This window comes from Paenarthrobacter sp. AT5, assembly GCF_032764245.1.
Classification (GTDB): Bacteria; Actinomycetota; Actinomycetes; order Actinomycetales; family Micrococcaceae; genus Arthrobacter; species Arthrobacter ureafaciens.
This window is the reverse complement of sequence record NZ_CP136441.1, coordinates 4,351,900-4,373,556: the sequence shown is the minus strand read 5'-3', so window position 1 is coordinate 4,373,556 and position 21,657 is coordinate 4,351,900. Positions and strand designations below refer to the sequence as shown.

The 21,657-nt window shown below is 62.6% G+C and carries 23 protein-coding genes; 13 read left to right on the top strand and 10 right to left on the bottom strand.

From position 1 onward, the window contains the following. The 3 genes from RI444_RS20360 to RI444_RS20350 all read right to left on the bottom strand — a co-directional run bounded on the left by RI444_RS20360 (position 1) and on the right by RI444_RS20350 (position 1,815). Complete coding sequence (locus RI444_RS20360) at positions 1-705, bottom strand: alpha/beta fold hydrolase (RefSeq protein ID WP_021472971.1); 705 nt, start codon at positions 703-705, stop codon at positions 1-3. A gap of 144 nt (positions 706-849) precedes the next feature. Continuing rightward, positions 850-1,212 (bottom strand): nuclear transport factor 2 family protein, encoded by a 363-nt coding sequence (locus RI444_RS20355; protein ID WP_021472973.1) that lies wholly within the window; start codon positions 1,210-1,212, stop codon positions 850-852. A 45-nt stretch (positions 1,213-1,257) separates the two neighbouring features. Beyond that, entirely contained in the window at positions 1,258-1,815 is a 558-nt protein-coding gene (locus RI444_RS20350; RefSeq protein WP_021472974.1) for a hypothetical protein, read from the bottom strand. A gap of 287 nt (positions 1,816-2,102) precedes the next feature. Here RI444_RS20350 and RI444_RS20345 point away from each other — a divergent pair, with 287 nt between their 5' ends. Both RI444_RS20345 and RI444_RS20340 read left to right on the top strand, forming a co-directional pair. After that, complete coding sequence (locus RI444_RS20345; protein WP_021472975.1) at positions 2,103-3,311, top strand: aspartate transaminase; 1,209 nt, start codon at positions 2,103-2,105, stop codon at positions 3,309-3,311. A gap of 17 nt (positions 3,312-3,328) precedes the next feature. After that, positions 3,329-4,003, top strand: coding sequence for a 4-carboxy-4-hydroxy-2-oxoadipate aldolase/oxaloacetate decarboxylase (locus RI444_RS20340; RefSeq protein WP_021472976.1), 675 nt, complete (start codon positions 3,329-3,331; stop codon positions 4,001-4,003). A 221-nt stretch (positions 4,004-4,224) separates the two neighbouring features. Here RI444_RS20340 and RI444_RS20335 read toward each other — a convergent pair whose 3' ends face one another. Continuing rightward, positions 4,225-4,446, bottom strand: a complete 222-nt coding sequence (locus tag RI444_RS20335) for a hypothetical protein (RefSeq protein WP_021472977.1) — start codon at positions 4,444-4,446, stop codon at positions 4,225-4,227. Positions 4,447-4,567: 121 nt separating this feature from the next. Then, a complete protein-coding gene (locus tag RI444_RS20330) occupies positions 4,568-5,512 on the bottom strand; it encodes a LysR substrate-binding domain-containing protein (RefSeq protein ID WP_021472978.1) in 945 nt (314 codons plus the stop codon). Positions 5,513-5,800: 288 nt separating this feature from the next. Here RI444_RS20330 and RI444_RS20325 point away from each other — a divergent pair, with 288 nt between their 5' ends. From RI444_RS20325 to RI444_RS20305, 5 genes are all read left to right on the top strand, one after another. Beyond that, positions 5,801-6,589 (top strand): LamB/YcsF family protein, encoded by a 789-nt coding sequence (locus tag RI444_RS20325; protein WP_192551638.1) that lies wholly within the window; start codon positions 5,801-5,803, stop codon positions 6,587-6,589. 1 nt (position 6,590) lies between these two features. Next, positions 6,591-7,328: a 5-oxoprolinase subunit B family protein gene (locus tag RI444_RS20320; protein ID WP_179012716.1), complete on the top strand. Its 738-nt coding sequence runs from the start codon at positions 6,591-6,593 to the stop codon at positions 7,326-7,328. Beyond that, complete coding sequence (locus RI444_RS20315) at positions 7,325-8,338, top strand: biotin-dependent carboxyltransferase family protein (RefSeq protein WP_207605400.1); 1,014 nt, start codon at positions 7,325-7,327, stop codon at positions 8,336-8,338. The genes RI444_RS20320 and RI444_RS20315 overlap by 4 nt, the downstream gene beginning before the upstream one ends. A gap of 57 nt (positions 8,339-8,395) precedes the next feature. Beyond that, positions 8,396-9,736 (top strand): MFS transporter, encoded by a 1,341-nt coding sequence (locus tag RI444_RS20310; protein WP_021472982.1) that lies wholly within the window; start codon positions 8,396-8,398, stop codon positions 9,734-9,736. 100 nt (positions 9,737-9,836) lie between these two features. Next, positions 9,837-10,586, top strand: coding sequence for an SDR family oxidoreductase (locus tag RI444_RS20305; RefSeq protein WP_021472983.1), 750 nt, complete (start codon positions 9,837-9,839; stop codon positions 10,584-10,586). A 153-nt stretch (positions 10,587-10,739) separates the two neighbouring features. Here the strand turns inward: RI444_RS20305 and RI444_RS20300 are convergent, their stop codons facing one another. The 4 genes from RI444_RS20300 to purB form a co-directional block, all read right to left on the bottom strand. Then, positions 10,740-11,174 (bottom strand): acyl-CoA thioesterase, encoded by a 435-nt coding sequence (locus RI444_RS20300; RefSeq protein WP_021472984.1) that lies wholly within the window; start codon positions 11,172-11,174, stop codon positions 10,740-10,742. A gap of 102 nt (positions 11,175-11,276) precedes the next feature. Then, on the bottom strand, positions 11,277-11,780 hold the full coding sequence (locus tag RI444_RS20295) for a GNAT family N-acetyltransferase (protein ID WP_021472985.1): 504 nt from the start codon (positions 11,778-11,780) through the stop codon (positions 11,277-11,279). 192 nt (positions 11,781-11,972) lie between these two features. Continuing rightward, on the bottom strand, positions 11,973-12,629 hold the full coding sequence (locus RI444_RS20290) for a histidine phosphatase family protein (RefSeq protein WP_069696212.1): 657 nt from the start codon (positions 12,627-12,629) through the stop codon (positions 11,973-11,975). A 98-nt stretch (positions 12,630-12,727) separates the two neighbouring features. Then, positions 12,728-14,134 carry an adenylosuccinate lyase gene (gene purB, locus RI444_RS20285; protein ID WP_166185986.1) on the bottom strand — a complete coding sequence of 469 codons (1,407 nt, stop codon included), beginning with the start codon at positions 14,132-14,134 and terminating at the stop codon, positions 12,728-12,730. 168 nt (positions 14,135-14,302) lie between these two features. Here purB and RI444_RS20280 point away from each other — a divergent pair, with 168 nt between their 5' ends. Together RI444_RS20280 and RI444_RS20275 are read left to right on the top strand one after the other, a co-directional pair. Next, the gene (locus RI444_RS20280; protein ID WP_062098452.1) at positions 14,303-14,614 is read left to right on the top strand and encodes a hypothetical protein; all 312 of its coding nucleotides are present in this window, start codon (positions 14,303-14,305) and stop codon (positions 14,612-14,614) included. Beyond that, complete coding sequence (locus tag RI444_RS20275) at positions 14,614-15,972, top strand: hypothetical protein (RefSeq protein ID WP_207605401.1); 1,359 nt, start codon at positions 14,614-14,616, stop codon at positions 15,970-15,972. The genes RI444_RS20280 and RI444_RS20275 overlap by 1 nt, the downstream gene beginning before the upstream one ends. A 17-nt stretch (positions 15,973-15,989) precedes the next feature. Here RI444_RS20275 and RI444_RS20270 read toward each other — a convergent pair whose 3' ends face one another. Then, positions 15,990-16,418 carry a phage holin family protein gene (locus tag RI444_RS20270; protein WP_021472990.1) on the bottom strand — a complete coding sequence of 143 codons (429 nt, stop codon included), beginning with the start codon at positions 16,416-16,418 and terminating at the stop codon, positions 15,990-15,992. A 105-nt stretch (positions 16,419-16,523) separates the two neighbouring features. Here RI444_RS20270 and RI444_RS20265 point away from each other — a divergent pair, with 105 nt between their 5' ends. From RI444_RS20265 to RI444_RS20250, 4 genes are all read left to right on the top strand, one after another. Beyond that, on the top strand, positions 16,524-17,642 hold the full coding sequence (locus RI444_RS20265) for a histidinol-phosphate transaminase (protein ID WP_062098448.1): 1,119 nt from the start codon (positions 16,524-16,526) through the stop codon (positions 17,640-17,642). Between the two features lie 151 nt (positions 17,643-17,793). Next, positions 17,794-18,978, top strand: coding sequence for a pyruvate dehydrogenase (acetyl-transferring) E1 component subunit alpha (pdhA, locus tag RI444_RS20260; RefSeq protein ID WP_062098446.1), 1,185 nt, complete (start codon positions 17,794-17,796; stop codon positions 18,976-18,978). Further along, positions 18,978-19,958 carry an alpha-ketoacid dehydrogenase subunit beta gene (locus RI444_RS20255; RefSeq protein ID WP_021472993.1) on the top strand — a complete coding sequence of 327 codons (981 nt, stop codon included), beginning with the start codon at positions 18,978-18,980 and terminating at the stop codon, positions 19,956-19,958. The genes pdhA and RI444_RS20255 overlap by 1 nt, the downstream gene beginning before the upstream one ends. 51 nt (positions 19,959-20,009) lie before the next feature. Beyond that, positions 20,010-21,605 carry a dihydrolipoamide acetyltransferase family protein gene (locus RI444_RS20250; RefSeq protein WP_207605402.1) on the top strand — a complete coding sequence of 532 codons (1,596 nt, stop codon included), beginning with the start codon at positions 20,010-20,012 and terminating at the stop codon, positions 21,603-21,605. Positions 21,606-21,657: the final 52 nt, after the last annotated feature.

The following is a 21,657-nucleotide window of genomic DNA, read 5'->3' as shown; positions in this document are numbered from 1 at the left end:
TTAGGCTGCCCGCTCAACCGCTGTGAGGATCGCCTTCCCCAGTTCGGCCGGCTTGGTGAATTGGGGCCAGTGCCCGGTGGGCAGGTCGATGAGTTCCACGTGCTTTATGCGGGCGAGCTCCTCCGTGAACGGATGCCCTGCATCCATCATCTCGTTGAGCAGGGATGATGGAAACTCGCAGGCGATGACCGTGGCAGGAACCTCGTAACGACGCACGTCATGCAGGTGCTGCTGTTCGATTGCGACCCCCTTTGGTTGGGGAATGGCGCGCGCCCGGAACGCTGTACGGAGGTCTTCGTCCAGATCGGTCAAGTCAGCTTCTTCGAACCCTTCCCAGGGCGGGAGCGGAATGTCGTCGCCTTCGGCAGGCAAGTCGTCGTTGATGACTCCGCCTTCGCCCAGAGGCCCGCTGTCCACGTAGATTGCGCGGGCAACACGGTCGGGCCTTGCGTCCACCACGGCGTGGATGATGGCGCCGCCCCCGGAGTGCCCCACCAGGACCACCTTGCCGTCCAGGGAGTCTACGGTCCGGATGACGGCGTCGATGTGGGTCCGCAGGCCGATGTTCGCGCGAGGTGCATCGGCCGATTCCAAGCCAGGAAGCGTGAGGGCGTGGACGGTGTGGCCGGCGTCCTCGAGGGCGGGGATCACCTCATCCCACGACGATGCGTCCAACCAGAAACCGGGAACCAGGATGATGTCCATGCCGGTACCCTACGGGAGGCTGCGCCCAAGATGAACACTTTTTGCTGGATCATCCTCGTTCCCGCGGAAAGCGGCCCCGTGTTTGACGCGGTTTCAACAATGACCATGCGAATGATGCAGCAAAATCTGCACCTGCGCGTCTAGCTAGCCGGATTTGCGTGCCATGTACCACTCCGTGAACTCGCGGACCCTTCCGTCCTTGGCGAAACGGAGGACCCACAGGTTGTCGTAGGTCGGGTCGCCGTTGAGGTAGGTGGTGACGCCTTGGACGAAGGCGGTGTCTCCGTCGCGGCCAAGGAGCGTCCATTCGAAGGTCCAGTCTTCGGGCTTGTCAGATGAGTCGCCGGACCATTCCCTGACGATCGCATCATGTCCCCGCCAGGCGCTGGTGTCGTGCGGGCGGGTGTTGTAGATGGCGTCCTCGGTGAAAAGGGCCCGGATGTCATCGGGCTCGTTGGAGCTCCAGGCACGTAGGTACAGGTCCATCCATGAATTCACGTCGCTCATTCATCCGTTCTACCCGCCGCACGCCCGGTGTTCAACGCCTCCGGGTCAGGCAGGGCGTCCTACGCTGCGGCCGGAACGGCGAATGTGGTCCGGCGTCAGGCCTGTCAGGGACGCAAGCTCCAACTCGTCGCAGGCCTGGGTGCGCAGGGCGATGGAGATCAGTGCTTCCCGGCGTTCCAGGATAACGTCCCGGTGCCGCTCGGCTTCCTTGAGGGCGTCGTTCTTTGCCTTCAAGGCTTCCAGCTGTAGTTTGCGGGGGACCCCGCTCAGGTGGAGGTCGTCATAGGCCAAAGCGATGGTACGGACAGACCTGGCGTTCTCCCTGATGACCGCAGCAATAGTGGCAATTGATATTCCGTCCTCCACGGCCTGGGCAATCAACTCATTCCTTGCAGAGGTCAGTGTCCTGATGGAACTGGCGGCGTGGGAGAGGAGCTGGCGGTGGACTCCGAGTGCGTGAACCAGTTTGGCGTGCCCGGCATTGGCGTTCGACGATGTTCGCGCGGGGGAGCCTGCGCGGTACGTGTACCGTCCCGTTGCTGAACGGCCTTTGACCTGCTGGTCGGCGCGGCGCGGCTGTCCGGCCATGGTCGGGGTCGGCATGAGGGTTCTCCTTGCGACGGGTGGGCTCCGGTGACCTGTCGAATGTAGGCAGGGATGCTGGGTGCGCGGAAATACCAATACCAAGTGAACCCATAAGCAAAGCGCATGGAAGAAGCCCGTACCGCCGGAACAGGCACCGAAACACGCGTCTTCGAGGAGACCGTCATAAGTCCCCCTTATGAATCCACGCACATTAGGTCTTATCCAGAGAACCCCGCGAGTACCTAGTCTCGAAACAGGAGATACGCGAATCCGCGCGTCCTGAGTTCCACATTCCTGGAGGAGACATGTCCGAGTTCCTGCCGGCGTCGAGGGTTACCCGCATCAAGGCCTCAGCCAGCGTCGCTGCGGCCGCCCGTGTGCGCGAACTGAAAGCCGAAGGCGTCCAGATCATCGACCTCACGGTAGGTGAGCCGGATTTCGACACCCCGGACCACATCAAGGCTGCCGCCGTTGAAGCCATCAACAGGGGCGAAACCAAGTACACCTCGGTTACCGGCACCCCCGAATTGCAGGCGGCGATCCTCGGCAAAATCGAGCGGGACACCAGCCACTCGTACGGGGCCAACCAGCTGACGATCGGTGGCGGCGCCAAGCAGGTTCTGTATGTCGCGCTGATGGCTTCCCTCAACGCGGGTGACGAGGTCATCGTCCCGGCGCCGTACTGGGTGTCCTACCCGGATATGGTCCTTGCCAACGACGGCACCCCGGTCATCGTCGAGACCACGGAGGAAGAAGGCTTCAAGCTCACTCCGGGGGCGCTCGCCAAGGCAATCACGCCCAAGACCAAGTGGCTCATCCTCAACGCTCCGTCCAACCCGACCGGCGCTGTCTACTCCCGTGAGGAACTCCAGGCCATCGGCGCGGTCCTCGAAGAGAACCCGCACGTCTTCGTCCTCACCGACGAGATCTACGATGAGGTCTACTTCGGTCAAGGCCGGGTCACCAGCCTGGTCACGGCTGCGCCGGCTTTGAAAGACCGCATCCTGCTGGTGAACGGCGTTTCCAAGGCCTATGCCATGACCGGCTGGCGCCTCGGCTACGGTGTTGGCCCTGCGCCGCTGATCGCAGCGATGAACAAACTCCAGTCGCAGACCTCTTCCTGCCCGTCGTCCATCAGCCAGGCGGCCGCGGCCGCCGCATTGAACGGGGACCAGTCCTTCGTCCGGGACAGCGTGGAGGTCTACCGCAAACGCCGCGATGCCGCCGTCGAGGGTTTGAATGCCATCAACGGCTTGTCCGTCGCTCCCGCGGAGGGCGCTTTCTACGCCTACGTGAACTGCGCCGGGGTGATCGGCAAGACCGCCCCTGACGGCCGCGTGATCGCCAACGACCAGGACTTCACCCTCTACCTGCTGGACGCCGCGCGCGTGGCGGTGATCCAAGGCTCGTCTTACGGCCTGGGCCCCTACTTCCGGATCTCCTTCGCCACCTCGCTGGAGACCATCAACGCGGGCGTGGACTCCATCCGCGACGCCGTGAACGCACTGAACTAGAAACTAAGGAACACACCATGATCCACGTCAAAACCAAGTTCGAGCGTCCCGAAGCGGACGTCGTAGCCCGCCTGGCCAAGTTCTCGTCGGCGACCATCCACGAGGCACAGGGCCGCCGCGGTGCGCTGAGCTCCCGCATCAAACCGATCGACCGCTCCATGTCCTTCTGCGGCCCGGCCGTCACTGTCGCGTGCGCTCCGCAGGACAACCTGATGCTGCAAGTGGCCATCCACTACGCCCAGGCAGGGGACGTCGTGCTGGTCGGCGCACAGGAGATGGCCGAGGCGGGCACGTTCGGTGATGTGCTTGGCAATGCCATGAAGGCCAAGGGCATCGCGGCCATGGTCACCGACTCCGGCGTCCGTGACACCCAGGACCTGATCGAACTTGGTTTGCCGGTGTTCTCCGGTAGCGTCTGCATCAAGGGCACCGTGAAGGAGACGCTCGGTCCCATCAACCACCCGCTGGTTTTCGGCGACGAAATCATATACCCCGGCGACATCCTGCGCGGTGACGCCGACGGCGTGGTGGTGGTCCGCCGGGAAGAGGCCGAGGAAGTCATCGCCCTGTCCCAGGCCCGTGATGACCACGAGCGTGAGCTCATCAAGCTTTACCACGACGGCGGCAACACCATTGAGCTCTGCGGTCTCACCGAGAAGCTCAAGCAGAAGGGCCTTCTTGTGGAGGACTAGTCGCCTCAGCGCTAGTCGCCACAGCACTGGTCGCCTCAGCGCAACGGACCGGCCGCATTCCTTGGAAGCGGCCGGTCCTTTCGTCGTTGGATGTACGACGGCGGGCGGCCGGTTTGGGTGCGCGAGGTGCCGGGCAGCAGAAAGGCGCCCGCCCGCATAGTTGCGGGTCGTGGCGCCGTAGTTGCCTGCCGTCTGTGCCCTGCGTGCCGGCCGCCTGGGCTCTAGTCGAGTCCGGAGTGGCCGGGACGGGTGTCCACAAGGTGCCATTCGATGCTGTTGCCGCCGTGCGGGGGCATCAGGCTGCCCTCAAAGACAAACAGAGGTTCACCGATTCCGCCCACCGGGCGCCAGAAACCATTTCGAGGGCAGTGGAATCCGGTGCGGGCTGTGGCTGCTCCGTGCGTTGGATTGGATACCCATCCCAGGGTGCTGATCTTTTTCACCGTTTTATCCTTTGAATGTGCCCGGTAGCCCGGGCTGGTATCGAATTTGTTCTTAATTCGATGTTAGGAACTTGAAACGGATTTGAATAAGACCAAAGATGTCTGGCTGGATAAGGCTTTTTTATGGATGCCCGGGCAGTTGGACGGGGTCTGTCCCGTACTTGGAGATCAGCTGTTGGTGGAGCATTTCCTTGACTACCAGCAGCACTGCGGAGGCGGCCTCGGACAGGGGCTCGTGGTCCGGTGTGCACAGCGCGATCTTGCTCTGCAAGGCCGGCTCCACGATGCGCAGCACTTGGAAGTCCTGATCGGGGAAGAGCGCATCGGCAGCAGACTTCGGCAGGACTGTGCCTCCCAAATTGGCTTGGATGAGCCTGGTCAACGACGGAACGGATTCAACCTCTCCCACCAGCTTCAACGGCAGGTCCTGTTCAGCCAGGCCCTTCTCGATCAGTTGACGAAGGGTGTGGTTCTTCTCCGGGAGGAAGAGCCCCACAGTGCTCGCCTCTGCTAGCGTCACGGTGTCCCGGCCCTGGCTGACGTCCACATCCGGATGCACCACCAGGTGGAGGTCCTCGACGATCATGGTGGTGAACTGGACGCCGCGGATCTTGCCCGGTTCGTAGATCAACGCCATGTCCAGGCGCCCGTTCTTAATGGCTTCGCTCAGGACACCACCGAAGATTTCGGTCAGGTGAACCACGATGTCCGGGTACCGGCGGCTGACCTCGCTGATGATCCGGGGAGTCAGGCTGGACGCCATGCTGTAGGGGGCGATCGCGATGGACACCCGGCCTGAGGGAGCTGCGCCCGATGTAGCCACATCTTGCCGCGCCTGTTCCACCAGGCGAAGGATGGACTGCGCATGGCGGTACAGGGTATGGCCCGCGGCGGTCGGCTGCACGCCCTGTTTGCTGCGGATCAGCAGGCGCTGCTTCAGCTCATTCTCGAGGGACGATACCTGCTGGCTGAGGGCCGGCTGGGCTACATGGAGGGCCGCCGCAGCCTTGGTGATGCTCCCCGAGTCAACAATCTGGACGAAGTATGAGAGCTTCCGCGTGTCCATGGATCCACCTTTCTGGTCGTTCAAATATATCCACACCCGCGCCCGGCAACTGCCGGGAGCCGCGTCACAGGACCGGGTGTTACACGTCATAACGCAGAGCTATTACGGGATAGCTATTAGGTCTTTGTGCGGGGCTGTGGCTGGGTGCGAGACTTTTGGTAGAACTTCTGGCAAAGGTTTCGGATTACCCGAAAGTCAGCCACGCTCCCCGGAAATGCAATATGAGCCCTTATGGGTTTTTGTCCTTTTTCGGAAATTCGTAAGTTATACCCACGGAAAGAGAACCACGTGAACCCGATGATTGATCTTGTTGCGGATCTCGGAGAAGGATTTGGCGCGTATATCATTGGCGACGATTCCGAACTCCTGGAGATCGTTTCAAGCGCCAACATCGCTTGCGGGTTCCATGCCGGTGATCCTGACATCATGGCAGCCACCGTTGCTGAATGCGTCCGCCGCGGGGTGGGTATCGGTGCGCACCCCAGCTTTCCCGACCTGAGGGGTTTTGGCCGCCGGGACATGGGACTCAGCGCCCACGAAGTCCAGAACGACGTCCTCTACCAATTGGGTGCCTTGAACGGGTTTGCCGCTTTCAACGGAACCAAAGTCACCCACATCGCACCACACGGCCGTCTGGGGAACCTCGTGGCTGTCCGTGCCGACTATGCATCGGCCGTGGCAGAGGCTGCAGCCCAAGTGGACAACGAACTGATTGTGGTTGCCCAGGAAGGTGAACTGGCATCAGCTGCACGTTCGGCCGGCCTGGACGTGGCGATCGTCGGCATCGTGGATCGCGCATACCAGGAAGACGGGACGCTGGTTCCCCGCAGCCAGCCCGGCGCGGTACTCCACGACCCCAGCGAGATTGTTGATCGAACCATCCGCATGGTGGTTGAAGGCAAGCTTCGCTGCGCCAGCGGTGTGGACATGGACATCAACGTTGACACCGTCCTCCTGCACGGCGACAACCCCGGCGCCGTTGAACTTGCCCGCTTGATTCGTTCCGAGCTCGTCGCAGCCGGTGTCCAAATTGCTCCCTTGGCTGAGGTCATGGACGCCAAGCGGAAGGCAGCCTGACATGGCGGTCCTGACGGTGGCTCCCACGGAGATCTACGAATCAGGGGACTCCGCGCTCCGTGTAGTGGCGATTTCCGGAACCAGCGACGACAACTGGCTGACCGTCCACCGCCTCGCTGACTGGCTGGAAGACTGCGGAGCGGAAGGGCTGCGTGCCGCCGTGCCCACCTATGATTCCGTCCTGGTGGAGTTCGATCCCGTGATGGTAACCGCTGGCCAGATGCGCGCCTTCGTCAGGCTCGGCCTGGGTGAACTGGCACGCGCTGCCGGGTCCACTGCGGCCCCGCGGGAATTCGATGTTCCCGTGGTTTACGGCGGTGAGTTCGGCCCGGACCTGGAGAAGGTTGCCGAGCATCAGGGCATCTCCACGGAGGACGTCATCCGGCTCCACATCGAAAAGACCTACACCATCCGCTGCTTGGGAGCGCCCGCAGGTTCCCCCATGATGGACGGTCCGGCTTTCCCTAAGCCGGTTCCCCGTTTGAAGGATCCCCGGCTGAGCGTACCTGCAGGCGCTGTCTCAGTTGCCGGCCGTCAAGCGGTCATCGCTCCAGCGGTCGCCCCTGGCGGCTGGTGCGTCATCGGCCAAACTCCTCTGTCAGTCCTCAACATCCGCCGTGAGCCCCTGGTTCCCTACACCCCTGGCGACGTCTTGCGCTTTCGCCGCATCGGCATCGAGGAGTTTTCCCTCCTTGCCGGCCAGGAACTGCAACCGCTGGCACGGGAGGCACAGCCATGAGCGGTGAGATTCTCATCCAGCAACCGGGCAATTCCGTTGTCACGGACCTCGGCCGGACACGCGGTCCCCGCTATGGCCTGCCGGTCAACGGCGCTTTGGACCAGTACTCGGCCCGTGCTGCCAACATTCTGGCCGGAAACCTTGATAACGCGCCGTTGATCGAGATCACCGCATTGGACTTCCGCATGAGGGCCACCACGGATCTGTTGGTCGCCGTCACGGGCGCACCCCTGACACTGACCGTCGGCGGCCGACCCGCGAGCCAATGGGAACCCGTTTCGGTCCTCGCCGGCGAATCGGTTTCCATCCGCGGAATCCATCGGGGCCTCCGGGCGTACATGGCGATCCACGGCTCGGTCGAGGCGGAAACCCTGCTCGGGAGCGCGGCACCGGATACCGTGGTTGGTTTCGGCCTGCAGTTGAAAGAGGGGAGCAGCCTGGCTGCCCGGCGGAGCGTACGCCCCATCCGCCAACCCTACTTCGACCTTCCCCTCTTCAGGTTGGGTCTTGAAAAGCCCGGCATGGGGTCAGACTTGGCGGTCGACGTGACCGACGGGCCGGACGTTGCCGAGTTCGGTGAATCCGGCGAACTGCTCTTCTCCTCCGAGTACACCGTCAGCGGACGCAGCAACCACATCGGCCTGCGGCTTGGCGGGGAACTTCCCGAAAGAACCTCCAACAGCGAGGTGCTTTCCCGCGGTGTGCCGGTTGGCGCCGTCGAGGTTCCTTCACGGGAGGAACTGCTGGTCCTGCACCGGGGGCGCGGCGTGACCGCCGGGTACCCAGTGCTCGCCGTGGTCACCAGCACCGGACTGGATGTCCTGGCCCAGGCGCGTCCGGGGGACAAGGTCCGCTTCCGGAAAACCACAGTGGCGGAGGCAACTGCCGCCCATCGACGCTCGCGGGCACAGCTGGAAACCCTCCGCGAATCCGTCAACACCGTCTTCGGACTCCTTGGCATCGGATGCCGTCCCCAGTGGCAGGACCTACCAGTTGCGGCATGCAGCTAAAGAACCTGTCGTAATACCCCAAAGGCGTTGCTACGCTCATTTCAGTAAGGAAAAGTCATGACCGCAAGCACCAATGCTGCCCCCGGGCAGCGTGAGCGGCTCACCAGCCGCCAAACCCGCAAGGTTGTCACCGCAGGCTGTGTTGGCATCTTCGTGGAACTGTACGACAACGGCATTTTCGCCTTCATGGCGGGAACACTGGCCCTGGTATTCCTCGCCCCCGGAAACCCGGACAATGCGCTGTTGTTCGTGTTCGCCGGCTACGCCGTGTCCTTCTTCGTCCGGCCGCTCGGCGCGATTGTTTGCGGCTACCTCGGGGACAGGATCGGCAGGCAAAAGCTGCTTGTCTTTGTGATCATGCTGATCAGCGTGGCCACGGCCGGTATTGGTTTGCTGCCGCCGTATGCAGCGATCGGCATCGCTGCGCCCATCTTGTTGGTGCTGTTGCGCCTGGTGCAGGGCTTCTCCGTGGGCGGCGAAGCTGCCGGCGCCATGACCTTCCTCGCTGAGCACGCTCCTGAAGGCAAGCGCGGCGTCATCACGTCATACGCCCAGATCGCCTCATTCGCCGCACTCCTCACCGGCACCCTGGTTGCCTACGCAATGTCGCCGTGGCTTACCCAGGCAGCCATCGACGGCGGCGGCTTTGGTTCCTTCGCGTGGCGAATCCCCTTCCTTGTCGCCATCCCCATGGGCATCATCGGCTGGTACATCCGCAAGGCCATCAACGACACCCCCAACTTCGAGAAGCTCAAGGAAGAGGGCGGTCTGTCCAAGAACCCCCTCAAGGAAGCCCTCGCCAGCCCGGTCCACCGCCGCGCCATGCTGTTGGCCCTCTTCATTCCGCTGATGAACGGCTCCGGCTACTACGTCCTCTTCTCCTACATGCCCACGTTCCTGAAGGGTAAGCAGTTGAACTTCACCATCGGCGAGGCTCTGCTCGTCACGGCCTGCAGCCTGGTGGTCATCTGCATCGCGATTCCGTTCATGGGTGCCCTGTCCGACAGGCTCGGCCGCAAGAAGGTCATCGCGGGCTCGGCAATCGGCATGGCAGTGCTGGGCATCCCGTCCTACGCACTGATCGCCACCGGTGAGATGGGCCTGGCCATCCTCGGTGCCTGCATTATGGCCGTCATCTTTGCCGGACACACCGCAGTCATCCATATCCTGCTGGTCGAACTGTTCCCCACCCGGGTCCGCTACTCCGCCTACGGCGTGGGTTACAACATTTCCTCGGCACTGTTCGGCGGCACCGCACCGCTGCTGATGACGTGGCTGATCAGCAGCACGAACAACATCTACATGCCGGCCTTCTACGCAGTGGTCACGGCCTTGGGCACGCTCATCGCCGTCAGCACGGTCAAGGACCGCGCCCACGAACCCCTGCGCGACGCCTAGGCGCAGTCCTCTTTCCGCCGGGTAGGGCCCGGAAACGGCCCTACCCCCTCGGCGGTCGCCCCTACGGCGGCGTCCGCCCCTTCCCACCTTTGGAGAACCAATGTCCTTTTCTGACTACACCACCGCCCTTGTCACCGGCGCTTCCACCGGCATGGGTGCGGCGATCGCCGAGCGCCTGGCCAAGCGCGGCCTGACGGTCCACGCGGTTGCCCGCAACGAAGCCCGCCTGACTGAACTGGCCGACCGCACCGGAGCCGTCCCGCACGTGCTGGACCTGACCGACACGGCCGCGCTCACCGACGTTGTCAGCGGCCTCAACGTGGATGTCCTGGTCAACTGCGCCGGGGTGTCCCGCCCGGGTAACATCCTGGACTCATCTGAGCAGGACATTGACGAACTGGTGGACGTGAACCTGCGAGGACTGCTCCAGCTCACGCGACTTGTGCTGCCGGGCATGGTGGAACGCGACCTCGGCCACGTGATCAACATCAGCTCGATCGCCGGCGTGTACAACTTCTACGGCCACACGGTCTACCACGCCACCAAAGCCGCGGTGCACCAGATCTCCCGCCAGCTCCGCAACGACACCGTGGGCAAGCGCATCCGCGTCACCGAGATCTGCCCCGGCCGGGTGGAAACCGAGATCTTCGGCCGGAACATGGGCGGCACTCCCGAGGCCATGGAAGAAGCCTGGAAGACCTACTACGAAGGCTATGAATCGCTCACCACGGACGACATCGTGAACGCACTGGACTACGCCATCGAAACTCCGCGCCACGTCAACGTCGGCATGCTCGAACTCATGCCAACCTTCCAGGTTCCCGGCGGCCTTACCTTCGATCGGCGCTGACACCCGGCGTTGTCATCCGGCGCCCCCATAAGGCGCCCCACAGGTTCCGGCGGCACTCACTCCCGTCGCCGGAAAATATAGGCCGGCGGCCGCACTTCTGCGGCCGCCGGCACCCGTTTAAGCCAGTGGTCTTCACGCTCGACGGCGGCTGGTTCAGTCCTCTTCGAGGGTCTTGGTCAGGTGGTGGGTGGGAATACGGTCGCGGTCATACGTGATCTCGGTGTAGCCGTGGGGCTGCGGGCGGCCGTCCGGTCCCAGGTTGACGAACACAATTTCCTCAATCGTGAGGATGCTCTGGCGGGTGATCATGTTGCGCACTTCAGCACGCATGGTCAGCGAGGTCCGGCCGAAGCGTTTGGCGGTCAGGCCCATTTCGATCAGGTCACCTTGGACAGCTGAACTTACAAAGTTGATTTCCGAGATGTACTTGGTGACCGCCCGGCCATTGCCCAGCTGGAGAATGGCGTAGATCGCGGCCTCTTCGTCGATCCACTTCAGCAGGCTGCCACCAAAGAGCGTGCCATTGGCGTTGAGGTCCTCGGGCCGAACCCATTTGCGGGTCCGGAAGGTGATGTCTGCTTTTTCCATAAAGCGAGATTATCGAAGAGCGGCATCGAACGCTGGATGTTGCGTTCCCTGAGCTGTTCCTTTGGGCGTGGTCTGGCTTGGCAGCCTGGCCGGGCCCCCGGCTCAAGCCATGGCCGTGTGGGAGGCGCTGTGGGAGTCGATCCGTTTGGAATAGCAGTGCGACTCCTCCGCGCCGACGTAGGGGCCGAAGTTGGGGATCTCTTCAAAACCGGAACTTGCATAGAAACTTCGCCCATCCGACTGGGCAGAACCGGCTTCGGCCGTGATGACGCTGAATCCCCTCGAGTGTGCCTGCGCTTCCAATGCAGCCAGGATGGAGCTGGCAACCCTCGATCCCCGGGCGTACGGGACTACATACAGCCGCTTGATTTCGGCCGTGGTGTCATCCAGCATCCTGAGTCCACCGCAGCCGAGGGGCTGGCCGGAACATTTCTCGTACGCCACCACGAACACTGCGGTGTCGGCTTCCGACGGCGGAGGGCCGGGCTCGTGGTCCGTGCTTCCGAAACGCGCATCCAATTCTGCTTGTTGTGCTGCCCGCAGGTCGGCGCCAACGGGGTTCGACCAGGCAACCTGCCGGATGTTGAGCCGGGGATTAGTCTGCATGTGTGCCTCACTTTGCTGCGTTTCGCTGAGGTGGTGATGCGACTTAATCCTAGGAAGGAGTGGTTACCGCGGTGTTTCCTCCGCGTTAGTTCCGGGAGAACTGCTGCTACCCAAGTAGCTCGCATTTGTGGTTGCCAGGAGGGCTCAGAACAACAACTAATGCCAGCTGGTTTGAGCTTGCTCAGCCGGGCGTTAGAGCGCCTCGCCCGTGGGATCCTCAGCGGTCCTGTCCGCGAGAGCCTGTCCGCCCACCGGCATTTGATCCCAGTGCAGGACACGCCAGCCGGTCTTCAGGTCGCCTTCGAGCGCAACGATCCCGGTGTTGGGCAGGGGATGCCTCTCAGCGAAATTGGTGTCGATGTCCACGGCCCTGCGAGCGGCCCAGCAACGGATCGCGGCGCCGTGACTGACGATTGCCGCCGTCGAGTGTCCGTTGGCCAGCACTTTTTCGACCGAAGCGTCGAACCGGGCAAAGAAGTCGTGCCCGGTGTAGGCGCCGGGCATCCGAAGGTCCAGATCACCGCCGGACCAGGCAAAGACCGTACCCATGTACCGCAGGTGGGACTCATGGTCCGTGTTCGTTTCCAAGGCGCCGGCTTCGATCTCGTGCACGCCATCCAGCATCTCCGGGTCCAGGCCGGTGTTCCTGGCAAGTTCTCCTGCCGTGCGCTGTGTCCGCCGGAGGGTGGAAACATACAGGCCCTCGAGGGACTCGTCCTTGAGGGCCTGGGGAAGCGCGGCGGCCTGCCGTTCACCGAGTTCAGTCAGCCCTGGTCCCGGGAACGCAGTATCCAGCTGGCCTGCCACGTTGCCTGGGGTTTGTCCGTGCCTGATCAACAGGAGCTTCATGGTGCTCCGCTCCTTACGTGTAGGTGTCGGTGTTCGGTGCCGTTAGGACCGAAGACGACGGGGCGCGGGCCCTGCCGTCTTCGGCGCCTGACTGCCAGTTACTTCAGGTGATCCACCAGCTTGTTGGCGATACCCGTGTACTTGCCCGGGGTGAGAGCCAGCAAACGGGCTTCGGCCTCGGGAGAGAGCCCCAGGCCCTGAACAAATTCCTGCATCCGCGCCGCATCCACGCGCTGGCCGCGGGTGAGGTCCTTGAGACGCTCGTACGGGTTCTCCATGCCCTCAACGCCGGCGATGGCTTCTGCGCGCATCACCATCTGGATCGCTTCGCCCAGGACTTCCCAGTTTGTGTCCAGGTCTGCAGCGAGCACATCCTCTGCCACGTCAAGCGCCTTCAAGCCCTTGGCTACGTTGGAAATGGCGAGCAGGGAGTGGCCGAAAGCGACGCCGATGTTGCGCTGCGAGGAGGAATCGGTTAGGTCGCGCTGCCAGCGGGAAGTCACCAAGGTGGCCCCGAGGGTGTCAAGGAGGCCGTTGGAGATCTCCAAGTTGGCTTCTGCGTTTTCGAAGCGGATCGGGTTGACCTTGTGCGGCATCGTTGAAGAGCCGGTGGCTCCCGCAACCGGAATCTGACGGAAGTATCCGATGGAGATGTAGCTCCAGATGTCCGTGCAGACGTTGTGGAGAATGCGGTTGAAGCGTGCAATATCCGCGTAGAGTTCGGCCTGCCAGTCGTGGCTTTCGATCTGCGTGGTCAAGGGGTTCCAGGTGAGTCCCAGGCCCTCCACGAACGACTTCGCGACTGCTTCCCAGTCAGCACCGGGCACGGAGGCGACGTGCGCAGCGTACGTGCCCGTGGCGCCGTTGATCTTGCCCAGGTAGTGGGTCTTGGCGATCCGCTCAAGCTGGCGGTTCAGGCGGTGCGCTATGACGGCCAGTTCCTTGCCGAGGGTGGTCGGCGTGGCAGGCTGGCCATGCGTGCGGGACAGCATGGGAACCTCACGGTTCGCTTCCGCCATGGCTTGGATCTGCTCCACCAGAGCCTTGGCATTGGGAAGCCAGACGTCCTCCACGGCACCCTTGATGCCTACAGCGTAGGAGAGGTTGTTGATGTCCTCGGACGTGCAACCGAAGTGCACCATCGCGGTAAGGTTTTCAATCCCGATTTCGGGAAGGCGCCGGCCAATGTAGTACTCGACCGCCTTGACGTCGTGCACGGTGACGGCTTCGATCTCTGCCAGCTCGTTGACGGATGCGGCATTGAAACCGGTGACGATGGCCCGGAGCTTGGCTACCTGCTCGTCGGAGAGGGGTCCGGCGCCGGGGAGTACCGACTGGCTGGTGAGGTGGATGAGCCACTCAACTTCGACGTGAACGCGGTCGCGGTTCAGGGCCGCCTCGGACAGGTAATCGACGAGGGGCGCGACGGCGGCACGGTAGCGGCCATCAAGGGCACCAAGGGCGAGGGGTTCGGAAGCGAGGGACACGCGGGGGGATTCAGCCATGGTGCCCATTCTTTCATGTTCTGCGGGAGGTCCCGAGTTGGTGACACCGCCTATGTGGAAGCCCACGGCGTTTTCCACATAGCCCTTGTTTCCGCTTCCGGACCCCCGCAGCGGCTCCGTAGCGTCAAGTCCACAGATCACCACCACAACAAAATGGAGTAACGGACTATGAGCGTCGGCTTGATGCCTCCTGCCACCCCGCCTGCCTTTGATCCCTTGGAGTGCGCGTCGCGCGGCCATGAAGTCCAGAGGCTCGCTTGGCGGGCCAACGCGTGCGTGGATCAGGCTGATACTGTACTTGCCGCCCTGCGCCGGGCCCAGTTGGAAGACTGGCAATCACCGGCGGGGCGCGCCTACAGGGCAACCGTGGCAGTTCATGCCTCGGAGCTCCAGCGTGCGCGGGAGTCCCTGGAGGCAGCTGCCGCTGCCATCCTTCGCCACTCCCAAAGCGCCAGTGTCTCCCGGAAAGCGGATCAGTAGTGGCGGATGCAGCACCTGTCGGCGCCGGTTCAGCACCGCAGCCAACTCCTCCGGCCCAGGACGGATACCTCAAAATCAGGGGTGGAATCGGAGGTATCTCTTTTCAGCTCGAAGAACTTCTGAGCGGCGTCGCGGTGATGGACGGACTGGTGCAACAGCTGATCGGCATCGAGGACGAAACGCAGCGGATCCAAGAAGCGCTGGAGCCGTATCTCTACGATTCACTTGCCACCGGCTCCGCTGCCGTGGATGCTGTGGCAGCCGGCCGGCAACACGTCGGACGGGTACGCCGCCAACTGGTGGAAGTCAGCGCCGACGTCCGTGCCAGCGCCCGCGACTACGAAGCCGCGGAAGAACGGCAGGCACGGCCCCATTTCGTCGGCGTCGACGAATTTACGTGGTCCTGGCCGTTGGGGCGCGACGTGACGGAGGAGATAGTCAACAGGGTGGTCCCCGAGGGGCATACCGCCAGGGAATCGGTGCGCGAGACCTTGAATCCCAAGATGTTTCCAGCTCTGCAGCCCAGGACTGTCGGCATTGAGCCGGTTAGCCAGGAGACGCTGTCCGTGGATCCGTCCATGGCGTGGGCGCTCCGGCGGATTCAGGAGATTCACGCCCGTGGGGACGGCGAAATCGAGGTCATCCGGACGGACAACGGTGGCGCGCCGTCGTGGATGGTGATGATCCCAGGCACCGAACCCGAACAGGAGAACATGGGCGGGTCTAACCCATTGGATGAGGCCGGCATTGCTGAGGCCATAGGGTATGACTCCCAATACGTGGTGCCGGCCATTGCCGAGGCCCTTCGGGAAGCGGGAGCATCACGTGGAGACCACGTTGTGGCCGTCGGGCACAGCCAGGGTGGAGTCCATGCCATGAACCTCAGCCAGAACAAAGCATTTCTTGCGGAGTTCGACCTCAAGTACGTGCTGACGGCCGGCTCACCCACAGGGGAAATAATTCCCGAGCCGGGAATCACGGTGCTTCACTTCGAGCACGCCCAGGATTGGGTGCCGGGCAGCGAAGGGAAGGCGAATCCCGAGACAAGGGACAGAACTACGGTGACGCTCACAAAGCCCGTTGGGGTGCCTGAAGGAGAGGACCCCGGCTTGGGTCCGGGGCATGACCTGGACAATTATGCGGAAGGCGCCGAGTTGGCAGCCGCCAGTCAAGATCCGTCCTTGGTGGCGTCTACTGCTGTATTTGCCGGTGCAGTTGGCTCCGGTGCAGGTGCGGCCGTCTCCAGGTTCAAGCTGGTCCGGGCTCCCGCGCCGGTCGCCGTTCCTGCCCCTGACGGACGGTCCGCCCTGCGGATCCCGCATCTCCCGGAGTCAAGATCCGGATCCGGGCCTCGATAGGCCTTCCCTGAAATGCTCTATCGGTTGCGGGTTCCGGGGATCAAACCGGCAACCAAGCTCACCACGCTGATGATGATCGAGGCGAGGATAGCTGTCCAGAAGAAGGAATCGATGGTCAGATGCACCGGCGTAAAACTGCTGAGCCATGCGGTGAGGTAAAGCATCGCCGCGTTGATCACGATCGTGAAGAGACCGAGAGTCAGGATCGTCACCGGGAGGGACAGGAGCTTGACCAACGGCCTGACCACGGCATTCACAACGCCGAAAATCAGTCCTATGAAGAGATAAGCGAGGACGATTCCCACCGTGTCGGCACTATTGGTAAGTCCGGCATTTGCTGCCGCCTTCTCCGTTGCTGCCGTGGAAATCTCCAGGCCTGTCAAAAGCCAACTGGCAACCCACAGGGCCAGTCCGTTGATGATGACTCGAACAATGAAGGAACCCATGCACCTAATGCTTCCATACCGCGTTGTGTTGACACTGCTGCGGGCAATAAATAACCAATGCTTATCGCGCTTCACCGTCGATGACCTGCAAGTAGGCTTGAAGCCATGACTAATTCTGACAACGTACCGGAGGGCGTACTCCCTCGACCGGTCGTGGGCAGGCTTCCCAAATACGCGGCGGGTAAACCTCCTGCCGCGATTGAGGGCCTCACCAGCTACAAATTGTCGTCCAATGAAAACCCGCTGCCCCCAATTCCTGCAGTGTTGCAGGCAATCGCGGACCAGTCGGACATCAACCGCTACCCGGATCCGCTGGCCACCAAGCTGCGCAATGCGCTGGCGAAGTTCCTCGACATACCCGCTGACGACGTCGTCACAGGGGCAGGCAGTCTTGGCGCCCTCAACCAGATCCTCGCCACCTTCGCCGGTCAAAACGACGATGGCAAGCCTGATGAAGTGATCTACGCGTGGCGCTCCTTTGAGGCCTACCCCATCTGTGTTGGCCTCGCGGGAGCGGCCAGCGTCCAGATCCCTTTGTTGAAGGACGGGCGGCATGACCTGGAGACAATGGCTGCTGCTGTTACTGTCCGCACGAAAGTCATTCTGCTCTGCACGCCGAACAATCCCACGGGACCGATCCTCACCGCCGAGGAAACGGAACAATTCATCAAGTCCGTCCCGCCAAACGTCGTGGTGGTCATCGACGAGGCGTATCAGGAGTTCGTCAGGGACCCCGAAGCTGTCGACGGCATCAAGCTTTACCGAAAATACCCGAATGTGGTGGTGCTGAGGACGTTCTCCAAGGCTCACGGTTTGGCCGGTCTGCGCGTCGGGTACAGCGTTTCCGGTCCGCTGCTGACGCAACACCTGCGCGTCACGGCGACTCCCTTTGCTGTCTCGCAAATTGCGGAACGCGCTGCGGTCACATCCTTGGAGAATTTCGACCAGGTTGTGGAAAGGGTACAAAGCCTCGTCGATGAACGTGAACGCGTTGTCAACGGGCTCAGGGAGCTCGGATGGTTCGTTCCGGATGCCCAAGGGAACTTCGTGTGGCTGAACCTGGGCTCGAACAGTGGCGAGTTTGCGGCGTTGGCTGCGGAACAGGCGTTGTCCGTGCGCGCCTTCGGAGATGAGGGGGTCCGGGTAAGCATTGGCGAGGTTGAAGCGAACAGCAGATTCCTCCAGCTCTGTGCAGGTTATACAAAGGCGCCGGAGGGTTCCTAGCGGTTAACGAATGTCCCACCGCTACCTACTGCCTATAAAGTAAGGACCGAAAGCCAAAATATATGCCCATTCAGGAATGCATTCCTGAATGGGCATATATCCCAGCGACAGAATTGCCACTGCGAACGGCGGGGGCTAGCAAGGAGACTGTATGGGCTCGACACAACTGCCCTCCGGGGCTGACCAGACTCTGGCGGCGGCGTCGGCGGCAGTCGCGCCGGAAGAAGCTGTAGACATGGTCCAGCTGTTGGGCCCGGACGGACAGCTCGGCACCGATTCCATCTTCTCGGACTACGCCAAGCGGATAGATCCGGAAAAGCTTCGCGTCTTCTACACAGACATGGCACGGATCCGTCGCTTCGACCAGGAAGCCACCGCCCTCCAAAGGCAAGGTGAATTGGCTTTGTGGGTTCCGCTCACGGGCCAGGAAGCTGCCCAGATCGGCTCGGGCCATGCGAGCCAGCCGCAGGACTACATTTTTCCCACGTACCGCGAACACGGTGTCGCGCTGGTCCGGAATGTCGATCTCTCCGAGCTGCTCAGGCAGTTCCGCGGTGTCTCCAATGGAGGTTGGGATCCCCGCGAAAACAACTTCCATCTCTACACCTTGGTTCTCGCCGCCCAGACCCTGCATGCCGTTGGCTACGCCATGGGCATCCAGCGGGACCAGAAGGCAGCGCACGATTCGTCTGACCCCAAAGCGGCAGTCATCGCCTACTTCGGTGACGGCGCCAGCTCCGAGGGCGACGTCCACGAATCCATGGTTTTTGCAGCCTCCTATAACGCCCCGGTGGTGTTCTTCTGCCAAAACAACCACTGGGCCATCTCGGTGCCCACTGAAGTGCAGACCAAAGTTCCCCTCGCCAACCGGGCCAAGGGATACGGCTTCCCGGGCATACGCGTTGACGGCAATGACGTGATTGCGGTCCACGCTGTTACTGAATGGGCGCTGGAACATGCAAGAGAGGGCCGGGGCCCCGTGCTGATCGAGGCCTACACCTATCGGGTCGGCGCTCACACCACCGCTGACGATCCCACCAAATACCGGGAATCCGCCGAGGAAGCAGCCTGGCGGGAGAAGGACCCGCTGGAGCGGCTGGAGAAGTACCTCCGCGCGGAAGGGCTCGCGGATGACGCCTTCTTCGAACAGGTCAAAGCCGACGGCGACGAACTTGCCAAGTACGTCCGCAGCACCACCCACGGCCTCGAGGTTCCGGATATCCGTGACGCCTTCGCCAACGTCTACGCAGAGCAGCACCCGCTGATCGCGGAGGAACTGGCGTGGTTCGAAGAGTATTCGGCAGGGTTTGAAAGCGAAGAGGAGGCATCCAACTGATGGCAACAATGACCATCGCCAAGGCCATCAACGAAGGCCTCCGCGCATCGCTGAAGAGCAATCCGAAGTCCTTGCTCATGGGAGAGGACATCGGACACCTGGGCGGCGTCTACCGGGTTACCGACGGCCTCATCAAGGAATTCGGCGAGGACCGTGTGGTGGACAGCCCGCTTGCCGAGTCCGGAATCGTGGGCACAGCTATTGGACTTGCACTCCGCGGCTACTCACCAGTGTGTGAGATCCAGTTCGATGGCTTTGTCTTCCCGGCCTTCAACCAGATCACCACGCAGTTGGCCAAGATCCATTCCCGCAGCTTGGGAAAGCTGAGGGTGCCCGTGGTTATCCGGATCCCGTACGGCGGAGGAATCGGGTCGATTGAGCACCACTCCGAGTCTCCGGAAGCGTTGTTTGCGCACACTGCAGGCCTGCGCATCATTACCCCGTCCAACCCGCACGACGCCTACTGGATGATCCAGAAGGCGATCCAATGCCAGGACCCGGTGATTTTCTTCGAGCCGAAGCGCCGCTACTGGCTCAAGGGTGACGTTGATGTGGAGGATGCCGGACTGTCGGAGGATCCCTTCAAGGCGCACGTAGTCCGGGAGGGAACGGACGCCACGATTGTTGCGTACGGGCCCTTGGTTCCCGTTGCCCTGGCTGCCGCCAACGCCGCAGCCGAGGATGGCCGAAGCATCGAGGTAGTGGACCTGCGTTCGATTTCCCCGGTGGACTTTGACACGGTGGAGGCTTCCGTCAAGAAGACCGGCCGGCTCATCGTGGCCCATGAAGCGCCGACGTTCGGCGGCATTGGCGGGGAGATCGCTGCCCGCATCAGCGAGCGGGCGTTCCTGCACCTGGAGGCCCCGGTGATTCGCGTGGGCGGATTCCACATGCCCTACCCGGTGGCGAAGGTTGAGGAGGACTACTTGCCGGACATCGACAAGATCCTCGAAGCGCTCGACCGCTCCCTGGCCTACTAACCCTGCACTGATCCAGCCCCTCCTGAGGGCGCACGGAAACCGAGGACCACTGTGACTGTAAAGAAATTCAACCTGCCGGACGTTGGCGAGGGCCTCACCGAGGCCGAGGTCGTGGCGTGGAAGGTTAAGCCGGGCGACACTGTGGCAATCAACGATGTCCTTTGCGAGATCGAGACGGCCAAGTCCCTCGTTGAGCTGCCTTCTCCATACGCCGGCACGGTCACCGAGCTCTTGGTGGAAGAAGGGATCACCGTGGAGGTTGGGACCCCCATCGTGGCCGTCTCCGAGGGCCAATCCGGCGAAGCAGTTCCCCAGCCCCAAGCCCCTGCTGCGGGTGGGGAAACGGCCTCTTCAACAAACCAGAGCCAGCCATCCGCAGGTCAGTCCGCGGTACAGGACGCCGGACCCATGTACGGGAAGCTTCCGGCGGACAGCGGTGATGCACCGGCAGGCGGCCCCTTGGTTGGCTCCGGACCGAAGGCGGACGCCGTCAAGCGCCGTCCCCGCAAGCGTTCGGTAACGGCGGCTGTTCCCGTCGCGGAGAGCCCGGAAGGAACCGTCCAGGACCACCAGACTGCCCTCGCCGCCCAAGCAGCCGTACCGTCGGTGCCGCAGCGGCCGCACCCGGCCCCCGCCGTCGTGCCTTCCGCTGCTCCGGCCTCCCAGCAAGCGGCTCCGGTTCAGGGAACAACCCCAACGGCGGCCTCGCGCGGTGCCGTGATCGGCGGAACCATCACGGGGCTGGTGAACAGGGTCTTGGCGAAGCCGCCGGTCCGTAAATTCGCCCGTGATCTGGGGATCGACCTTGCCGACGTCGTGGCCACCGGCCAGCGCGGGGAAGTGACCAGGGAGGATTTGGTCAGCTACCAGGCACAGCGCGATGCCGAGCTGGATGGTGCCGATTCGTTCTGGGGCGCCTCGAAGAAGCCGCAGGAGCAGAGAATCGAACGCGTACCCGTCAAGGGCGTACGCAAGGCAACCGCCAAAGCGATGGTGGACTCAGCGTTCTCTGCCCCGCATGTGAGCATTTTTGTGGATGTCGACGCCAGCCGGACCATGGAGTTCGTGAAGCGGCTCAAGGCCTCCCGCGACTTCGAGGGCATCAAGGTTTCACCGCTGCTCATCCTGGCCAAGGCCGTCATCTGGGCAGCGGCCCGGAACCCGAGCGTGAACGCGGCATGGGTTGACGACGCTGACGGCAAGGGCGGCGCCGAGATCCAGATCAAGCACTTCATGAACCTGGGCATCGCTGCAGCGACCCCGCGTGGTCTCATGGTGCCCAACATCAAGGACGCCCAGGACCTCTCCCTCAAGGAACTGGCCTTGGCGCTCAACGAACTGGCCACCAAAGCACGTGCCGGCAAGACCCAGCCAGCGGAAATGCAGGGCGGAAGCCTGACCATCACCAACATCGGAGCGCTGGGTATTGATACGGGAACCCCGATCATCAACCCGGGCGAGGTTGCCATCATTGCTTTCGGAACCATCAAGCAGAAGCCGTGGGTACTGGACGGTGAGGTGATCCCCCGCTGGATCACCACTCTGGGCGGTTCGTTCGACCACCGCGTTGTGGACGGCGATTTGTCGGCCCGCTTCATGGCTGACGTCGCAGCGATCCTGGAAGAACCGGCGCTGCTGCTCGACTAAGCAGGACCTTGAATGCAAACCGGCTGCACACTTGCCATAGGCAACGGTGCAG

What these genes read in the sequence shown, in the direction of transcription:
- RI444_RS20360 (WP_021472971.1), bottom strand. Translation starts at nt 705, where the DNA reads ATGGACATCATCCTGGTTCCCGGTTTCTGGTTGGACGCATCGTCGTGG.
- RI444_RS20355 (WP_021472973.1), bottom strand. Translation starts at nt 1,212, where the DNA reads ATGAGCGACGTGAATTCATGGATGGACCTGTACCTACGTGCCTGGAGC.
- RI444_RS20350 (WP_021472974.1), bottom strand. Translation starts at nt 1,815, where the DNA reads ATGCCGACCCCGACCATGGCCGGACAGCCGCGCCGCGCCGACCAGCAG.
- RI444_RS20345 (WP_021472975.1), top strand. Translation starts at nt 2,103, where the DNA reads ATGTCCGAGTTCCTGCCGGCGTCGAGGGTTACCCGCATCAAGGCCTCA.
- RI444_RS20340 (WP_021472976.1), top strand. Translation starts at nt 3,329, where the DNA reads ATGATCCACGTCAAAACCAAGTTCGAGCGTCCCGAAGCGGACGTCGTA.
- RI444_RS20330 (WP_021472978.1), bottom strand. Translation starts at nt 5,512, where the DNA reads ATGGACACGCGGAAGCTCTCATACTTCGTCCAGATTGTTGACTCGGGG.
- RI444_RS20320 (WP_179012716.1), top strand. Translation starts at nt 6,591, where the DNA reads ATGGCGGTCCTGACGGTGGCTCCCACGGAGATCTACGAATCAGGGGAC.
- RI444_RS20315 (WP_207605400.1), top strand. Translation starts at nt 7,325, where the DNA reads ATGAGCGGTGAGATTCTCATCCAGCAACCGGGCAATTCCGTTGTCACG.
- RI444_RS20310 (WP_021472982.1), top strand. Translation starts at nt 8,396, where the DNA reads ATGACCGCAAGCACCAATGCTGCCCCCGGGCAGCGTGAGCGGCTCACC.
- RI444_RS20305 (WP_021472983.1), top strand. Translation starts at nt 9,837, where the DNA reads ATGTCCTTTTCTGACTACACCACCGCCCTTGTCACCGGCGCTTCCACC.
- RI444_RS20300 (WP_021472984.1), bottom strand. Translation starts at nt 11,174, where the DNA reads ATGGAAAAAGCAGACATCACCTTCCGGACCCGCAAATGGGTTCGGCCC.
- RI444_RS20295 (WP_021472985.1), bottom strand. Translation starts at nt 11,780, where the DNA reads ATGCAGACTAATCCCCGGCTCAACATCCGGCAGGTTGCCTGGTCGAAC.
- RI444_RS20290 (WP_069696212.1), bottom strand. Translation starts at nt 12,629, where the DNA reads ATGAAGCTCCTGTTGATCAGGCACGGACAAACCCCAGGCAACGTGGCA.
- purB (WP_166185986.1), bottom strand. Translation starts at nt 14,134, where the DNA reads ATGGCTGAATCCCCCCGCGTGTCCCTCGCTTCCGAACCCCTCGCCCTT.
- RI444_RS20280 (WP_062098452.1), top strand. Translation starts at nt 14,303, where the DNA reads ATGAGCGTCGGCTTGATGCCTCCTGCCACCCCGCCTGCCTTTGATCCC.
- RI444_RS20270 (WP_021472990.1), bottom strand. Translation starts at nt 16,418, where the DNA reads ATGGGTTCCTTCATTGTTCGAGTCATCATCAACGGACTGGCCCTGTGG.
- RI444_RS20265 (WP_062098448.1), top strand. Translation starts at nt 16,524, where the DNA reads ATGACTAATTCTGACAACGTACCGGAGGGCGTACTCCCTCGACCGGTC.
- pdhA (WP_062098446.1), top strand. Translation starts at nt 17,794, where the DNA reads ATGGGCTCGACACAACTGCCCTCCGGGGCTGACCAGACTCTGGCGGCG.
- RI444_RS20255 (WP_021472993.1), top strand. Translation starts at nt 18,978, where the DNA reads ATGGCAACAATGACCATCGCCAAGGCCATCAACGAAGGCCTCCGCGCA.